The organism is Pseudovibrio sp. Ad37, assembly GCF_001623075.1.
Taxonomy (GTDB): domain Bacteria; phylum Pseudomonadota; class Alphaproteobacteria; order Rhizobiales; family Stappiaceae; genus Pseudovibrio.
The window spans coordinates 20193-36854 of record NZ_LMCF01000094.1; the positions used below are offsets into that span (position 1 = coordinate 20193).

The 16662-nt window shown below is 50.9% G+C and carries 14 protein-coding genes and 1 pseudogene; 5 read left to right on the forward strand and 10 right to left on the reverse strand.

Annotated elements, in window-relative coordinates:
- Positions 1-20 precede the first annotated feature (20 nt).
- The 7 genes from PsAD37_RS15255 to PsAD37_RS15285 all read right to left on the reverse strand — a co-directional run bounded on the left by PsAD37_RS15255 (position 21) and on the right by PsAD37_RS15285 (position 9996).
- Positions 21-1667 carry a BCCT family transporter gene (locus PsAD37_RS15255; RefSeq protein WP_063296885.1) on the reverse strand — a complete coding sequence of 549 codons (1647 nt, stop codon included), beginning with the start codon at positions 1665-1667 and terminating at the stop codon, positions 21-23.
- A gap of 133 nt (positions 1668-1800) precedes the next feature.
- A complete protein-coding gene (locus tag PsAD37_RS15260; protein WP_057465193.1) occupies positions 1801-2931 on the reverse strand; it encodes a hybrid-cluster NAD(P)-dependent oxidoreductase in 1131 nt (376 codons plus the stop codon).
- Positions 2928-4202: an SRPBCC family protein gene (locus PsAD37_RS15265; RefSeq protein ID WP_063296886.1), complete on the reverse strand. Its 1275-nt coding sequence runs from the start codon at positions 4200-4202 to the stop codon at positions 2928-2930. Before PsAD37_RS15265 ends, PsAD37_RS15260 begins: the two co-directional genes overlap by 4 nt.
- Positions 4203-4903: 701 nt before the next feature.
- Positions 4904-5416, reverse strand: a complete 513-nt coding sequence (locus PsAD37_RS15270; RefSeq protein ID WP_063296887.1) for a sarcosine oxidase subunit gamma — start codon at positions 5414-5416, stop codon at positions 4904-4906.
- 13 nt (positions 5417-5429) lie between these two features.
- Positions 5430-8432 carry a sarcosine oxidase subunit alpha gene (locus tag PsAD37_RS15275; protein WP_063296888.1) on the reverse strand — a complete coding sequence of 1001 codons (3003 nt, stop codon included), beginning with the start codon at positions 8430-8432 and terminating at the stop codon, positions 5430-5432.
- Complete coding sequence (locus PsAD37_RS15280; protein ID WP_057465189.1) at positions 8413-8730, reverse strand: sarcosine oxidase subunit delta; 318 nt, start codon at positions 8728-8730, stop codon at positions 8413-8415. Before PsAD37_RS15280 ends, PsAD37_RS15275 begins: the two co-directional genes overlap by 20 nt.
- A 12-nt stretch (positions 8731-8742) precedes the next feature.
- A complete protein-coding gene (locus tag PsAD37_RS15285; RefSeq protein ID WP_063296889.1) occupies positions 8743-9996 on the reverse strand; it encodes a sarcosine oxidase subunit beta family protein in 1254 nt (417 codons plus the stop codon).
- A 92-nt stretch (positions 9997-10088) separates the two neighbouring features.
- Here PsAD37_RS15285 and PsAD37_RS15290 point away from each other — a divergent pair, with 92 nt between their 5' ends.
- Complete coding sequence (locus tag PsAD37_RS15290) at positions 10089-11090, forward strand: GlxA family transcriptional regulator (protein WP_063296890.1); 1002 nt, start codon at positions 10089-10091, stop codon at positions 11088-11090.
- Here PsAD37_RS15290 and PsAD37_RS15295 read toward each other — a convergent pair.
- Positions 11087-11344 (reverse strand): hypothetical protein, encoded by a 258-nt coding sequence (locus PsAD37_RS15295; protein WP_063296891.1) that lies wholly within the window; start codon positions 11342-11344, stop codon positions 11087-11089. The genes PsAD37_RS15290 and PsAD37_RS15295 overlap by 4 nt on opposite strands.
- Before the next feature lie 257 nt (positions 11345-11601).
- On the opposite strand from PsAD37_RS15295, the gene PsAD37_RS15300 reads away from it, so the two are divergent.
- Positions 11602-12771 (forward strand): amidohydrolase, encoded by a 1170-nt coding sequence (locus PsAD37_RS15300; protein WP_244272535.1) that lies wholly within the window; start codon positions 11602-11604, stop codon positions 12769-12771.
- Positions 12772-12845: 74 nt separating this feature from the next.
- Here the strand turns inward: PsAD37_RS15300 and PsAD37_RS15305 are convergent, their stop codons facing one another.
- Positions 12846-13805, reverse strand: a complete 960-nt coding sequence (locus PsAD37_RS15305; RefSeq protein WP_063296892.1) for a LysR family transcriptional regulator — start codon at positions 13803-13805, stop codon at positions 12846-12848.
- Positions 13806-13971: 166 nt separating this feature from the next.
- Between PsAD37_RS15305 and dctP the strand changes: the two genes are divergently transcribed.
- The 3 genes and pseudogenes from dctP to PsAD37_RS29175 all read left to right on the forward strand — a co-directional run bounded on the left by dctP (position 13972) and on the right by PsAD37_RS29175 (position 16495).
- The gene (gene dctP, locus PsAD37_RS15310; RefSeq protein ID WP_063296893.1) at positions 13972-14964 is read left to right on the forward strand and encodes a TRAP transporter substrate-binding protein DctP; all 993 of its coding nucleotides are present in this window, start codon (positions 13972-13974) and stop codon (positions 14962-14964) included.
- Positions 14965-15044: 80 nt separating this feature from the next.
- Complete coding sequence (locus tag PsAD37_RS15315; RefSeq protein WP_063296894.1) at positions 15045-15659, forward strand: TRAP transporter small permease; 615 nt, start codon at positions 15045-15047, stop codon at positions 15657-15659.
- Positions 15656-16495: pseudogene (locus tag PsAD37_RS29175) on the forward strand (TRAP transporter large permease). Before PsAD37_RS15315 ends, PsAD37_RS29175 begins: the two are co-directional and overlap by 4 nt.
- A gap of 17 nt (positions 16496-16512) precedes the next feature.
- Here PsAD37_RS29175 and PsAD37_RS27620 read toward each other — a convergent pair.
- The coding region (locus PsAD37_RS27620; protein ID WP_153039760.1) for an integrase core domain-containing protein at positions 16513-16662 on the reverse strand (150 nt) is incomplete at its 5' end.

The following is a 16662-nucleotide window of genomic DNA, read 5'->3' on the forward strand; positions in this document are numbered from 1 at the left end:
GGCTAAGTTATCTCGATAACCTAGCGCGGCTCGCTTGCAAGTCCTCTCCAAATCGCAACACACATGATAAGCAAGACGATTGTGAAAGGCAGTCCGGTGGAGATCACCATGGATTGCAAAGACTTCAGTCCGCCTGCAGAAAGCAGCAACACAATCGCAATCAGGCCTTCAAACAGACACCAGAACACACGCTGAGGAACCGGCGCATCCACTTTGCCGCCTGCAGCAATAGTATCAATCACCAAAGAACCTGAATCGGAAGAGGTGACAAAGAAGACGATCACAAGCACGATACCGACAAAGCTTGTGATTGTTGCCCATGGCATAGCTTCCAGCATTGTGAACAGCTGAACTGGTAACGCAGCTTGCTGAACAGCAGTGTAGCCATCATTGACGATCTGGTTGATCGCAGCACCACCAAAGATGGACATCCAAAGCACGCATACCAATGATGGAATGAGCAGAACGCTAATCAGGAACTCACGAACAGTACGACCACGGCTGACACGCGCGATGAACATGCCCACGAAAGGTGACCAGGAAATCCACCAAGCCCAGTAGAAGGACGTCCAACCCTGCATGAAGTTGACATCTTCACGACCAACCGGGCTGGAAAGTGCAGGAAGATACTGCAAATAAGCGCCGAGGAAGTTCAGAGCATCTGGCAGCAAGATCAGGCCAGGACCCGCAATAACAACAAAGAGCACCAGCAGAGCAGCCAGTCCCATGTTGATTTCGGAAAGCAGCTTCACACCCGCTTCAAGACCGCGCACAACGGAGACGAGCGCAATCGCAGTGATTGCAGCAATCAGTATGACCTGCCATGTACTGTCAATTGGCATGCCAAACAGCTTGTTGAGGCCGGAGTTCGCCTGAACAGCGCCCAGACCAAGAGATGTGGCGAGACCAAACAGGGTTGCGAAAACGGCAAGAATATCGATGATATGTCCCGGCCAACCCCAAACACGTTCGCCGAAAATCGGATAAAAAGCAGAGCGGATTGTCAGCGGCAAGCCTCTGTTGTAGCTGAAGAACGCAAGGCTCAATCCAACAACAGCATAAATCGCCCATGGGTGTAGACCCCAGTGGAAGATAGAGGCAGCCATACCCAGACGGATCGCTTCTTCCTGTGTGGCAGCTGCACCAAGCGGCGCCCAATCGGTTCGCACACCATCAGCACCAACAGTTGTGCCACCCAGTGAGGAGGCGAAGTGGCTGATCGGTTCAGAAACACCGTAGAACATCAACCCGATGCCCATACCAGCTGCAAACAGCATGGAGAACCAGCTCAGATAGCTGAAGTCCGGCGTAGCTTCCTTGCCACCAAGGCGCACTTTGCCGTAAGGGCTCACCACGATTACAAGGCAGAGGATAACAAAAATGTCGGCAGCGCCAATAAAGAACCAGTCAAAGCTCTTCGTGACAGTAGAAAAGAGCGTGCTGAAAACGGAGTTTGCTTGCTCTGGCAAAAATAAGGTGTAGGCAACAAATACAACAACAGCTAAAGCTGAAATAGCGAATACTGGATTGTGAATGTCAAACCCAATGGGTCCAAATTTCCCTTCAATGTTATCTTGGCCAAGACTGTAATCCGAGTCTGCCATGTCGTCCGATGGACTATCCATAATATCCGCCGGAGGCCGGTCGGAATTTCGTAAATCAGTCATGAAGCTTCTCCTGTGTTGGACCGTTTATCTTGTGGTCAGGAGAGATCCTTGGGCTGGACCCTTCTTATCGTTCTTATTGATTTAGATACACTTTTTTCTTGTCACTTATCAATGGATGGGGGAGTGCCAAACACTAAAGGTCCACTTCAATGTCTGACAAAGGTGTTGTGCAGCAAATCAGGATTTTACCCTGATCAATTTCTCGTTTTCGAATGCCTCCGCCATGTTGCATGTCGGTTTCACCCGAAACCAGTTGAGATTTGCATGTACCACAAATACCGCGTTGGCAGGATGCCATCGGCAAAATACCGGCTTCACGCGCAGCAGAAAGAATTGTCATGCCCGGCCCACACTCAACCACGTGTCCGGTCTTGGTAAAGGTGACCCGATAGGTTTGGTCACTGATTTCCGGCGCAGAAACCTGATCCTCAAAGGTACCAGCTGTCTCAGCTCCAAAGTCAAAGCTTTCTTCATGGTAGTTAGCCATGTCGAAGCCTGCTTCCTGCAGCATGTTTTGCACGCCTTCCATGAAACGGGCAGGGCCGCAACATAGAATTTTCCTGTCTTTAAAGTCTGGCGACATGAGAGACAGCATCTGAAGGCTCAAACGCCCTTCAAACCCGCTCCAGCTGTTATATCCAGATGTGGTGCTGCACGTAAAAGAAAGCTTGAAAGCGGGATTTTGTGCAGCCAGCAATTCCAGTTCATGTCTGAAGATGATATCTGCAGGTGTGCGTGCAGCATGAATAAAATGTAGATCTGTCGGCTCTGCAAGATCGCAGGCCGTGCGGGTCATTGACATCATGGGTGTGATGCCACTGCCTGCTGAAATGAATAACAGCTTCTCTTCCTGCGTGGCATCAGTGGTGAACTCACCAGCAGGGCCAGAGACATTCACTTCCTTACCCGGCAGCATGTTGTCCAAAAGCCAGTTGGAGCCTGGACCACCTGGCACTCGTTTGACCGTGATCTCAACACGATAGGGCCGCGCAGCAGAAGCGGATATTGTGTAACTGCGCATAATCATGCCTTCGACCGGAAGCTCGAAGGTCATGTGCTGGCCGGGATAGAACCTGAAAACCCGAGGCTCACGCGCAGAAAACAGGAACGTCTTTACATCATGCGTTTCCTGCCGCACTTGTCGGCAGACCAGAACATCATCCACCTCCGGATCCCACATGGGGATCCGGGTCGCTTCGGTGAAGTGTTCTTCATCGTAGTCCGTGACGGTTTTCAGATCATCAAAAGTTACGTTCTGAGTCATGCATCCGCCATTTCAACATCACCGGCAGGCATGTGCGCTTTGTGGCGTTCAATATACCAGTCACAAAGTGCTTCCACATGAGGCTCTGTGTATTCCGAGTATGGGCCTTGCTCATAAGCAGGGTCCTCACTGCCAAGCTGTGCCAGGCGCACCAGATCTGCATCCTGCTGGTTGGTCATCATCCAGACCTGCTTCAGGTTGTCGAGGTTGTAATCCTCTCCCTCAATCGCATCCTTGTGCACCAGCCACGTGGTCCGCACGAGTGTACGATCCGGCGACAATGGGAAAGCAGCAAAGGTCACAATGTGGTCACTCATGAAATGGTGCCAGGAGTTGGGATTATGCCAGAAGCTCAAGCCACCAAGCTTGGCGTCCTTGAAGTTTCCAAGCAGCTTCTTGCTGGCGATCTTGGTGTCCAGAGTATGGGACTCGCCTTCGCCCATCAAAGGCAGGCGAATACAACGGAAGCTGGTGGCGTTGGCCAGCTTGTCCACCTCGGCAGAAGGCAAGCCAGCGGCCTCCCAGCGCTTGTGTTCGCTTTCAAGCAGGGACAGGTATTTGTTAACATCCGCAGTTCGCCGCTCATCCATTTCATCAGGTGAAAAGCCAAAGCCAAACTCGGAGAGTGGAACAGTAAGCTGCGGATGAGTGCCTTCGCAGTGATAACACTCACGGTTGTTCTCAAGCGTCAGCTTCCAATTGCCTTCTTCAACCAGATCAGCCGTGTAGGCCACCTTACAGTTGGCGATATCATGAGGCGCAATATAGGTCTCCATGATCTGCGCCATCTCTTCAATGTCTTCTGGAGGGTTCTCCGCAAGGCAAATGAAGATGAGACCTGCAATTGAGCGCACATGAACGGTCTTCAGGCCATGACAGGTCTTGTCGAAGTCCTTACCCATATGCTCGGCCAGAATGAGTTCGCCATCCTCATTATATGTCCACCCATGATAGCGGCAAACAATATTGCCGATTGTGGCCTCAGGCTCATCAATGAGCTTCGCACCACGATGCCGGCAGATGTTGTGAAAGCCGCGGATGTACATGTCATCGCCGCGCAAAAGCAGGACGGATGTCTTGCCGATTTCAACGGTAATGCAATCGCCCGGTTCCGGAAGCTGAGGTTCAACAGCTACGAAAATCCAGTGTTTGCGAAAGAAGACCTCCATGTCCAGATCAAGAATGTCGGGAGCACTATAGAAGGGGGCGTTGAGGCTTTTGCCCTTTTCGCGGTGAGCTATAAGATCTTGAATGTAAGACGGAACGCTCATGTTCAGATACCTCGGCTTAAAATGATGCCTGGGAAGTTGACCGGTGCAGGTTGCTGAGATGATCAGGTGTCTGGCCTGATCGTGAAGAACAAGTCGATAGAACGTCAATCACTTCAGTATGAAGTGATTTGGAATTAGCGTGCTTGTAAAGAGGCTTAGCGTAGTTTGTTAAAGAAAATTCAGAGAACACCAAAGAGGCATGACTTGAATTCAGCCACACATGATCAAAACCGGTGGAATGAACTGAAGATGGCTCCGCACAGACGAGCCTGGAGTTCGTCGATTTGCGGCAAGGCCTGTGTTTCGCACAAGCATTGGAAAATGCTGACTGATACACTTTAAGCCTCCCTCTTACAGTGTGACAGTTCTCTAAAATTTCATGGGCAGTTTCTTTGCGTCAGGCCCGTGAAACTCGAGAGTAATCAGGAAATCTAGTTCGAATTAATCTCATGGAGGCAGGAAGTTTGAGGCACATTGACAGTAAAAATGCGACGCCTCTACGTTGCTCCCGCTGCAAATTCAAGACAGCCTCAACCACACGGTGAATTGGTAGGTTGAATGAGTGAGATTCTGGGGAGAAATGCTGCAGAAAATGCTTAGGTGTCTGATGAAAACATCAGGTTGATCCGCAGGAAGTATGAGCAAAAGCTCAAATAAAATTGAAGAGAGGCAGGATAAATGCGCTCAAGAAAAATGCGGCCCTAAAGGCCGCATTCAAACTCCGCAACAGCGACTGTCAGCAGCCCCATTACATGGGGCACAAACGATCGCCAAACATCCAGTCGAAACTGGTTTTGCTCTTCTCGTGTCAGGATCACCTGCACACTATCAAATATAGTCCGCACCCCGCGACCACTCTTCAGCTCTGCAAGGTTTCGTGGACAGGACGTAGAGAGCAGCTCCTCAGCTTCAGGACCTGAAATCCGGATACTGACTTCACGACTGGAAATATCTGTCAGACTATGAACTGCGTCCGGATAGATCGCTGCCAATGACTTTTCAATTTCTGAACGTGCCTCCATCGGGCAGGTCAGCATCCACTCATCCGGCCCTAATTTGAGGGCAGTCATATCGCCTGACTGAGCAGTCTCGCTGATAGACGAAGGCAGCTCAAAACCGAGTGCTTTTGACATAGCAACGGTGTTTTCACGCTTGCAACGCAAACTAAAACGGCCCATTGCTGGCAGTGTTTCGACTGTACTATTGAAAGCCATATGTGCCACTCCCTTACATCTTAATCCGGTCGCCATCAGGATCGTAAAACACGGTCCCGCTGACAGTTGCACGATGGGTTTGACCTGGCATGGGAATATCTATTGAGGTGCCATTCCGCTCAAAACCACCTTCAATCAAAGCCATAGCAATGGAGCGCCCCAGTACTTCACTCCAGTACGAAGACGTCACGTGGCCCAACATCTTAGCTGGGATAGCAGTGTCACCAGTCTCAACAATCTGCGCGCCTTCCTCCAGCACAACACTTGGATCTTCCGTCAAAAGGCCGACGAGTTGCTTACGTTTTGGCAACAGCATATCAGGCCGCGTCAAGGAACGCTTGCCGACAAAATCAGGCTTCTTTTTGCCAATGGCCCAGGTCAGCCCCGCGTCCGCTGGCGTAACAGTGCCATCGGTGTCCTGCCCAACAATGATAAAGCCTTTTTCCGCCCGCAAAACATGCATAGTTTCAGTGCCATAGACGCATATGTCGTACTTCTTGCCTTCCTGATACAGCATCTCCCAAAGCGCGCGCCCATGCTCAGATGGAACGTTCACTTCAAAACCCAGTTCACCAGTAAAGCTGACGCGGAAGAGACGCGCTTCAAAACTACCCACAGTGCACTCTCGAAGTGCCATATGCGGGAAGGCTTCAGCAGAAAGGTCTGTACCTTTTACAAATGGTTCCAGGACCTTACGAGCATTTGGTCCATTCAGCGCAATGGTGGACCACTGCTCCGTCGTAGACGTGAGCCACACATCCAGATCCGGCCATTCAGTCTGTAAAAAGTGCTCCATCATGGTCAAAACCCTAGCAGCACCGCCAGTCGTGGTCGTCACATGGAAGCGATCTTCACTGATCCGCCCGATAACCCCATCATCCCGAATAAAACCATCTTCACCCAGAAGCAGACCATAGCGACACCGACCAGATGCCAGTTTTGTCCATGGATTGGTGTACATCCGGTTCATGAACTCGGCAGCATCCGGCCCGACAACTTCAATCTTGCCGAGAGTAGAGGCATCAAACATGCCGACAGAAGCGCGCGTTTCTCTGCATTCCCGCGCCACCGCCGCGTGCATATCTTCACCAGCTTTGGGGTAATACCACGCACGTCGCCACAAGGAGACAGGCTCAAACACAGCACCGTTCTCTTCTGCCCAACCATCAATGTTGGTCTTGCGCGTTACTTCAAACAGCTCGTCCTTGTGATAGCCTGCAAACGTCCCAAATGTCGTGGGTGTATAAGGCGGTCGGAACGTGGTCAGACCCACCTTGGGAGTAGGGCGCCCCAGCTCATTAGCAGCGATCTTTAGGCCGTTCATGTTTGACATTTTGCCCTGATCGGTCGCCATGCCATTGGTTGTAAAGCGTTTTACGTGCTCAATGGAGAGCATACCTTCGCGCACAGCAAGGCGAATATCCTTGGCTGTCACATCGTTCTGAAAGTCCACAAAAGCCCGGCCCGCCAGCTTGTCATCATTGCTCGGCAGCTCTTCCATAACAATACCGGAACCAGCGCGATCCCCATCAACATCAACGGAAAGACCTGGTGCATTCTGCCCCAATGAAATCAAAGCTTGCTGAGCTGCATGCACACCATCATCAAAAGCAGCCTGCTGGCTCCATAACCCACGCCCACCACCGGCGATATGACACCGTTCGGTTCGCTCACCAGGCAAGTAGACTTCGTTTTCTTCATCCCAATGCAAACTGCCTTTGGTATGAGAGAACAAGTGAAGGGATGGGGTCCACCCACCACTCATCAAAACTGCATCGCAAGGGATGGAAATGATGTCTGTAACGTGCTGATCGCCAGAAATTCTTCCGACTTTCACCCCGGAGACGCGCTTTGTCCCGCTTACTGACGTTACACTGTGACCTACCTTCGCCGAGATACCGCGTTTTTGGGCTTCCGATTGCAAGTAGTCATTCACAGTGGTGCGTACATCAACAATCGCAGGGATTTTCACACCTGCATCAGCAAGGTCAAAGGCGGCGTACCAGGCTGAATCGTGGGAAGTAACCACAACAGCAGCATTGCCAACCTTAACGCCATAGCGGTTGAGATAGGTCTGCGCCGCACCTGCCATCATCACACCGGGGCGATCATTGCCATCAAACACCAACGGGCGCTCAAGTGCACCTTGAGCAAGAATGACCTCTTGTGCTCGAATACGCCACATTCGTTCTCGTGGAGCATTTGCAGGCGGGTTTTCCATGTGATCTGTGAGCTTTTCAGCAACGCCCACCATGTTCTCGTGGTAATAGCCAATGGCAGTCGCACGGGTCATGATACGAACGTTGTCGCAGGCTTCAAGCTCAGCAATAACTGCTGCAAGCCAGCTCTCGGTGTTCTTCCCATCAATGGCGGATGGAGCTTCCGAAAGTAGAGAGCCTCCAAGCTCCCGGTTCTCATCGACAAGGACCACATCAGTTCCATTGCGAGCCGCCGTTAAAGCTGCAGCAAGCCCAGCAGGCCCAGCACCAACAATCAGCAGTTCCGTATGCAGATAGCGCGAGGCATAGGTGTCAGCATCCGGTTCGGTTGGGGAAACGCCCAATCCGGCAGACGCGCGGATAACAGGCTCATAAACCTTGTCCCAGAAGCTCTTTGGCCACATGAATGTCTTGTAGTAGAACCCGGCTGCAAACAGCTTGTGGAGCTTGTCGTTCACCGCTCCCACATCAAAGTTCAGGCTTGGCCACTTGTTCTGGCTAACAGTGGTCAGCCCTTCGTAAAGCTCCTGAACAGTAGCGCGGGTGTTTGGTTCAAAGCGACCTGCACCAGAGCGGGACGTTCCAATCAACGCGTTAGGTTCTTCTGATCCGGCTGTCACAGGACCACGCGGACGGTGATATTTAAACGAGCGTCCCATAAGATGAACGCCGTTGGCAAGCAGGGCAGAGGCAACCGTATCGCCTTCATATCCTTGGTAGGAAACGCCATCAAAAGTGAAGCGAACACGCTTGTCGCGATTGATGCGGCCTTTGCCGTCAACTCTCCAGTTGTTCATTGTTCTCTTCACCTTCTGCGTGGCTAGTCGGGCAGGCCTGTCCAATCTCATAGGTGGCGATGAATTTGTCGCTCACAGTGTTCCGCAGAGCGTTGAAATAACGCCCACAACCATGTGAGTGTCGCCATTGCTCGGCATGATCTCCGCGTACATTGGAGCGAATGAACAGATAGTCGCGCCATTCAGCATCTGTTTGCTCAGCTGGATTTTCCGGGCGTGCGATATGCGCTTGCCCGGCATATTCAAATTCCAACTCAGGCAACTTTTCCTTGCAATAAGGACAGTGGATTAAGAGCATCAGGCTGCCTCCTTAGTGCGCCACGGCAGCAGCTGCTGCTTCATCAATCAAACGACCTGTTTCAAAACGCGAGAGCGTAAACGGCGCATTGATAGGGTGAGGTTCATCTTTTGCAATTGTGTGCGCAAAAACATGCGCAGAGCCCGGCGTTGCCTTGAAGCCGCCCGTACCCCAACCACAATTGAGGTAGAGGCCTTGCACAGGGGTCTTTCCAAGGATTGGAGAACGGTCAGGCGTCACATCAACCACACCGCCCCATTTGCGCAGCATGCGCATACGGCGGAAAATCGGGAACACTTCGCAAATGGCAGCAAGCGTATGCTCTATCAACGGCAAGCCACCGCGTTGAGAGTAAGAAACGTACTGATCAGTTCCAGAACCAATCACCAGCTCGCCCTTGTCAGACTGGCTGATGTAGGCGTGTACACTGTTGGACATTACCACTTGAGGAAAGATCGGCTTAACAGGTTCAGACACAAGCGCCTGAAGAGGATAGCTTTCTAGAGGAAGCTGCACACCGGCAGTATCCATCACCACAGAGGTTCCGCCAGCTGCAGAAACCGCGATCTTTTTAGCCTTCACAAAACCACGTGCAGTTTGAAGGCCTGTGACAGATCCGTCTAGTCCTCGTTCGATGGAAAGAACCGGACAGTTCTGAATAATATCAACGCCTCTTGCCGCCGCAGCGCGTGCATAACCCCAAGCCACTGCGTCATGCCGTGCCGTTCCACCACGTTGCTGAAATGCGGCTCCCATCACAGGATAACGAGCATTGGCCGCGATGTTGAGGGGCGGGCACTTTTCTTTGGCCTGTTCAGGAGTGAGCCAGACATTATCAACGCCGTTCAAACGATTGGAGTGAATGTGACGCTTGAAGCTCTGCACATCATGAACGTTGTGCGCCAGCATCATCACACCGCGCTGCGAGAACATGACGTTGTAGTTCAGGTCCTGACTAAGCCCATCCCATAGATCTACGGCATGGTCATAAAGGCGCGCACTTTCATCATAAAGGTAGTTCGAGCGAATGATGGTCGTGTTCCGGCCAGTGTTGCCGCCGCCAAGCCATCCCTTGTCAATCACCGCCACATTGGTGATGCCATGTTCTTTTGCCAGATAGTAGGCGGCCCCAAGGCCATGCCCACCGGCACCTACGATTATGACGTCATATTCGCTTTTCAGCTCAGCGTCAGGCCATTGGGGCTCAACGTTTTTATAGCCTGTGAGCGCTCCTTTCAGGAGCGACATTGCGGAAAATTTTGACAAGGCTACCTCCTTGGAATTCAAGAGAGATTGCCCGCTATGTAAAAATGTGTATGGTACCCTTGCGAATATTATGAGGTATTTTTGCGCAGGAGATGCAGGTGGAGAACGCAACACGGACCAAGCGGCAGCCCCGACCAGCGCTCAATGTTGGCTTCATTCTGGCCAACCGGTTCACATTGTCGGCCTTCGCCAGCTTTATTGATGTCCTGCGCCTTTCTGCCGATGAAGGAGACAGCAGCAGACCAATCCTATGCAGTTGGAGTGTCATTGCGCCTGATATGGAACCCATCCGAGCCAGTTGTGGTGTTCGCATCCATCCTGATACCAACTTGATCGACCCAGCTCATTTTGATTACCTAGTGGTTGTTGGAGGTTTGATCGACCACATTGAGCGTTTGGATCGCCGCTATGTTGAGTATCTGAAATCTGCTGTGGCGAAGGATGTCCCATTGATAGGCCTGTGTACTGGCAGCTTTATCTTGCATCGTGCCGGATTAATGAACGGATATAAATGTTGTGTGAGCTGGTTTCACCGGACGGATTTCCTGGAGCAATTTGACGGGCTGGAGCCAGTCTCTGATCGCATTTTTGTCGTCGACCGGGATCGTATTTCCTGTTCAGGAGGCACAAGTGCAGTGCATGTCGCAGCCCATCTGGTTGAGCGTCATGTCGGCCTGCGGCAAGCGCGCAAGAGCCTTCATATTCTGATGGTGGATGAAGCTCAGGATGACAGCAAAGCCCAGCCGTTCCTGCCCACGTCGCTCAAAGCGAAAGATAATCTGGTTCAACGGGCAGTGCTGATGATGCAGCAGGAAACAGAGAACTTGCGCAGCATTGAACAGCTCTGCAAGATGTTAGGTGTTGGACGGCGCAGCCTTGAAATGAAATTCAAATCTGACCTCAGTAAATCCCCAGCCGAAGCGCTTAGTCATATAAGGGTAGAAGAAGCCAAACGCTTACTGGGGGAAACAGAAGCAACCATCACAAATGTTGCCATCCGGTCCGGCTTTTTTGATGCATCCCACTTTAACAAAGTCTTCCAGAAACACACTGGTCTGACCGCAAGTGCATATCGTAATTTCTTAGCCGCTTAAGAAGGCTTCTTCTTGAGCAGCGAACCCGCAAAGCCAAACAATCCTGCCCAGATAATTGAAGACAGCACTGTGAGGCAAATGCGCAGCAGGCCAGACATTTCTCCAAGAGGCACATCCAGCAGCCAACTGGCCGTAATAAAGGGGAACAAAAGAATATTCGCGAGTATTGGCGAGACCTGAAGGCCGATGAAAAACCCTAGAGGAACAGCAATCAGTCCGAATGCGGCCCCAAAAATGATGAAGAAATAAATCATGGCCTCAATGAAGTATGCAGTTTGATAGTCTCATCATCTCATTTTATAAGCGCATAAAACAAACGAATTTGACTTTCACTTCACAGAATAAGAAATCAATATATTGAAGTTAGTTTTAAAACGAAAAACAAGTGATTTGATCGAAAAAATGACTAAGGTTGAACTTTACTTGTAAAATATTTTTAATGAAAAGTAACTCAAAGTTTTGAATTTTCAATTTTTTGAGAATTTTTTCGATTGGAGAGGGAAGTCACATTTTGGACACGATCCAGTTCAAATTGAATGCTGAACAAATTGGTCATCTGACAGATATTCGGCAAACACTGCATAAAGCGCCGGAAGCTTCTGGTGAAGAAGAGCAAACTGGTCGCTTTATTGTTGAGCAATTCGAGCGGATTGGGGCTGATCGTATTGTTTCCGGGCTTGGCGGTTTTGGGGTGATTGCTGAGTATTGTGGTGCTGCAGATGGGCCAACTGTGATGATCCGGTGTGAGCTGGATGGGTTGCCCATTGAAGAGATCTCCGACGTTCCGTACCGCTCACAAACTCCGGGCCGTGGCCATCTGTGCGGGCATGACGGGCACATGACCATGGTTCTTGGTGTAGCTCATTTACTTGCCGCACAACGCCCGAAGCAAGGGCGTGTTGTGTTGATGTTCCAGCCAGCTGAAGAAACTGGAGCAGGGGCTGCGGCTGTGATTGAAGATCCGAACTTCGCAGAATTTCGACCAGATTTTGCGTTCTCGCTGCACAATTTGCCAGGGCGACCTTTGGGTGAAGTCAGCATCTGTCAGGAATATGCCAACTGCGCATCCCGTGGAATGCAGATCAACCTGCGTGGTAAAAGCTCGCATGCTGCCGCACCAGAAGATGGCCTTTCCCCGGCCTCGGCGATCTCCATGTTGATGGATCAGCTCGCAAAGCTCGGTGTTGGTGGGGAGATGAATGATCAATTCACACTCAGCACATTAACTCATGCTCGTTTAGGGGAACCAACGTTTGGGATTGCACCCGGTTTTGGGGAGCTGCGCGTCACACTGCGGTCCATCAGTGATGCCCTGATGGAAGATATGATTGCCCGAGCGCAAGAGGCTGTAGCGCAAGCAACACCTGATCTGGATGTTGCAATCACATGGCATGATATTTTCCTCGCCTGTGTCAATCACCCAGAAAGTCGTGAGCAGATTATTCAGGCAGCGAAGCGGATCGGCACTCCATTGAAAGAACTGGACTATCCGATGCGTTGGTCCGAGGATTTTGGTCGATTTGGATTGGATGGGGCAAAGTCTGCGATGTTCTTTTTGGGTTCTGGAGAAACCCAGCCACAACTGCACAATCCAGACTATGACTTCCCGGATGCACTGATACCAATCGGAGCAGAGCTATTCATAACGATCATTGAACAGCTTTTGGGACTTACTGACTAAGGCTTGTTCAACTAACTGTAGCTCCATCTCTCTCTGAGGTGGAGCTACAGTTAGTTTTGGTCCAGCGATAAAACCTAGTTCAGATAGCTTCTGTCTTCCAGAGACACCTTTTTAATTTCGTCCCGCAGTATCTCAATAAACGCAGCCTCCGCTGCATTGTGCCGGGTCTTTGAGTTTGTGATGAGTGCAATGTCGTAGATCGGCAGGTCTGCAAAATCGGTAATGCGCCATAATCGCTTCGCCTCAACATAAGGCCGCGCCACATGGACCGGAAATGGCCCGACACCCACACCAATTTCGATCAATCGGCGCAACTCTTCCAAATGATAGGACCGGCCAACGGGTGAATGCTCAATGCCCAGTTTGTTGCGCGCCATGGCAAATTCACTCATTTCTCCGCCGGGTTCATCGGTTGGAAAAGTCACATAGGGCTCGTGCGCGAGCTCTTCCTTACGAATATCATCGCGCCCAAACAGCGGACTGAGCCGGCCACAATAAAGCGCAAATCTCTCGCGGTAGATAATCTCATAGGTCAGGCCAGGTTGACGGGCTGTGGTGAGGCCGATCCCACATGAAGCCGTTTTGCGCTTAACTTGCGTGACCACATCACCGCTTGTCGCAACCTTAATTGAGAGTGTTGCCTTAGGATGTGTCTTGTGAAACCGCACAAAAGCAGCATCAATCACAGGTGACTCGGCGTGGGTTCCCGTGGCGATAGAAACGTGTCCGGTCACATCCTCGCGCACGTCTTTCAGCACCGCTGCGATGCGTGAAACCCCGCTATAAATCTCCAAACATTCTTCATAGAGAAGCTGTCCGGCTTTGGTCAGTGAGAACTCACCTGCATTCCGATCTATCAGCACGCAATCAAACTGATTTTCCAGTCGTTTCAACGCGTTGGTGATTGCTGGCTGGGTTAGTAGCAGTCGTTTGGCAGCTTTAGTAACCCCTTTCTCCTCAACGATAATGAGAAAGGTATAAAGCAAGTTCCAGTCGAGGTTTCGACAGAAGCGTTCAAGAGAGGTTCGATTCATATGATATTACTCAAATTTATATCTACATTAAATATATGAACTTGCTTAATGCGTCTACTCTTGGTCCTATGAATTTATGAGTAGGTTGTTAGTTGCAGCAAAAAGGGGTAGCGCACACAACCAGCACTCGGCATACGCAAAAAACGATTTTTCGGAGGAGAGACACTTGACCAATTTCAAAAAATTCGCTGTTGCAACTGCGCTGACACTCAGCCTGACAAGCGGCGTTTCTGCTGCAACCACCTTGAAGCTTGCCGGTGTTGTACCAGTTGAGCACTACGGCAACACACTGCTGGAGCAAATCAAGACTGATATTGAAGCTGCCAATGTTGATTTGAAAGTAACCGTGTTCCCTGCAGGCCAGCTTGGTGCGGGCGAAGAACTGTTTGAAGCTGCTGCACGTGGAAACGTAGATCTGGTGCATTCTGTGGTGTATGCGCACAGTGATCCGGTTCTGGAAATCAACTCTCTGCCATACCTTGTGAGCAGCTGGGATGAAGCCGAAAAAGTCTATCTGAACAAGGGCTCTGCCTTCAATAAAATCTTTGCTGAGCGTCTTGACGGCTTGGGTCTCAAGCTTCTGGCGAACGCACCAGAAGGGTTCATCGGTGTTGTAGCAAATGATGTGCCTGACAATGCAGGCAACACAGGCGACAAAGGCATGAACATTCGTGTCTGGAGCTCTCAGGTCATCAAAGCGACCGTTGAATCAATCGGGTTTAAAGCCACCACAATGAACTGGGGCGAAGTCTTTCCTGCCATTCAGGCGGGTACGGTTGATGGAGCGATCTGCTGTACTGCGCAGTTGGCTTACAGCGCATTTGCAACCTCTGATGTTGGCAAAGCCTTCATCCCGTACAACGTTGTAGTCGAAAACACCACCTACTACGCCTCCAGCCGCACGTGGGACAAACTCTCCCAAGAGCAGCAGTCAGCTGTCCAGTCAGCTTTTGACAAAGCCGCACGTGATTATGCCGCCTGGGGCCGAAACAATGAAGCGCAGTACGTCACGAAGCTTCAGGAAAGCGGCTATCAGGTTGTGACTGTGTCTGATGAAGACCGTGCTGCAATCGCTGAAAAGGTGCGGGCCGACGTATGGCCACAAATCTCTGAAATCGTTGGCAAAGATACCATCGATGCTCTGATGGCTGATAAATAAGTACGAAGACACCTGTGCGAACGGGTGGCCTGTTACTGCCCGTTTCTTTTCCTGAAGTTAAGCCAGAACTATGAGCATTCATGTCTGAACTCTCACAACACCTCTCACCAGGCTGGTCTCGATTTGTCGACCGCTTGGTAACGATCAAATCCTGGTTGCTTGCCATCGGCTGTATCATCATGGCTGGCACGTTCTTTCTCGTGGTGATCTTTCGCTATGGATTTGGCTCAGACCTGTTTACCTACGAAGAATGGCTGCTGATCATCTGTTTCTGGATGTATTTCGCAGGCGCTGCAATGGGAACCTACGATGGCTCTCATGTGAATGCAGACTTGCTGACCTATGTGATCAAAGATCCACGTAAAGCACATGTGCGGGCAGTTATTATCGGTGGCATCGAGTTCATCATTGCGATGGCACTGGTCTACTGGTCTGCACTCATGATCATTGATGAGATCGACAGTTATCCTCGGTGGCGCGCAACAATTGCCCTTCGAATTCCGTTCTTTGTCCCACGCCTTGCCATGCTGGTTGGGTTCGCAACCATGGCCTTCTACAGCTTGCTGCATCTGATTGTGCTCGTCAAAACCGGCCCCGCCAAATCTGCGGCACAATCAAATGTGCAACAGCAAGATGATGTATCGTTTTCGCCGGTCATGCCAGAGACAACAAAAACAAAAGAGCCAGCACTATGATTATTCTGGGAAGCCTTATTCTTATCTGTCTCATGCTGGTGATTGGTGTCAGTGTCCCAATGTCCTTTGGCGCTGTTCTGCTATTTATCGCGCTTTTTGGCGGCCATGACGTCAGCGGCTTTATGCCAACCGGGCACTGGAAGGTGAGCTCACTGGTCCTGCTCGCAATCCCTTTGTTCATCTTGGCTGGCGCAATCATGGAGCGTGGCCGGATAGCGGCACCTTTGGTGTCTCTTGCTGAGTTAATGGTGGGCAATGTCCGGGGTGGGTTGAGTGCAGCTGCAGTCGTTGCAAGTGGTATCTTCGGAGCAATCTCTGGCTCAGCCACAGCAACGCTGACCTGCATCGGCTCCATCATGATGCCGCATCTGCGCAAAGCCAACTATCCGGAAGGCATGGCTGCAGCGCTGATCGTGAGCGCAAGTCCATTGGGCCTGCTTATTCCGCCTAGCTCCTCGCAAATTCTTTATGCCTTGACCACGCAGTAATCCGTGCTCAAGTGCTTTTTGGCGACCGTTGTTCCCGGGGTCATCCTCATCGGTTTCCTTTGCATCGTAAACTTCGTGATGTTGCGGAACGTGAAGGATCTGAAGACCGAACGCGTTGGCGGAAAGTTCACGTTTGAGCTGCGCACCAGAAGCTTCAAAGCCATGCCCGCTCTGTTGATGCCTGTTATCATTCTGGGTGGCATCTATGGTGGTGTTATGACGCCAACAGAAGCTGCTGGTGTTGCTGTGATCTACGCAATTCCAATCGGTTTCTTTATCTACCGTGGTCTTGATAGAGAGAACTTTTTCCCAACGCTGCGCTATGCTGCACTGATCAGCCCCACTTGAGTGGTCCGGTTTGAAAGTTAGTGCATGACTGGCCTTTGGTCTACTGGAATGATTACTTCAGGAGCCGGTGGGCGGAAGTTCAGCGCACTATGGGGGCGTTTGGTATTGTAGTGTATCCTCCACCTTTCGATGATTATTTGGGCTTCACGCAACGAGTAAAAGGTCAG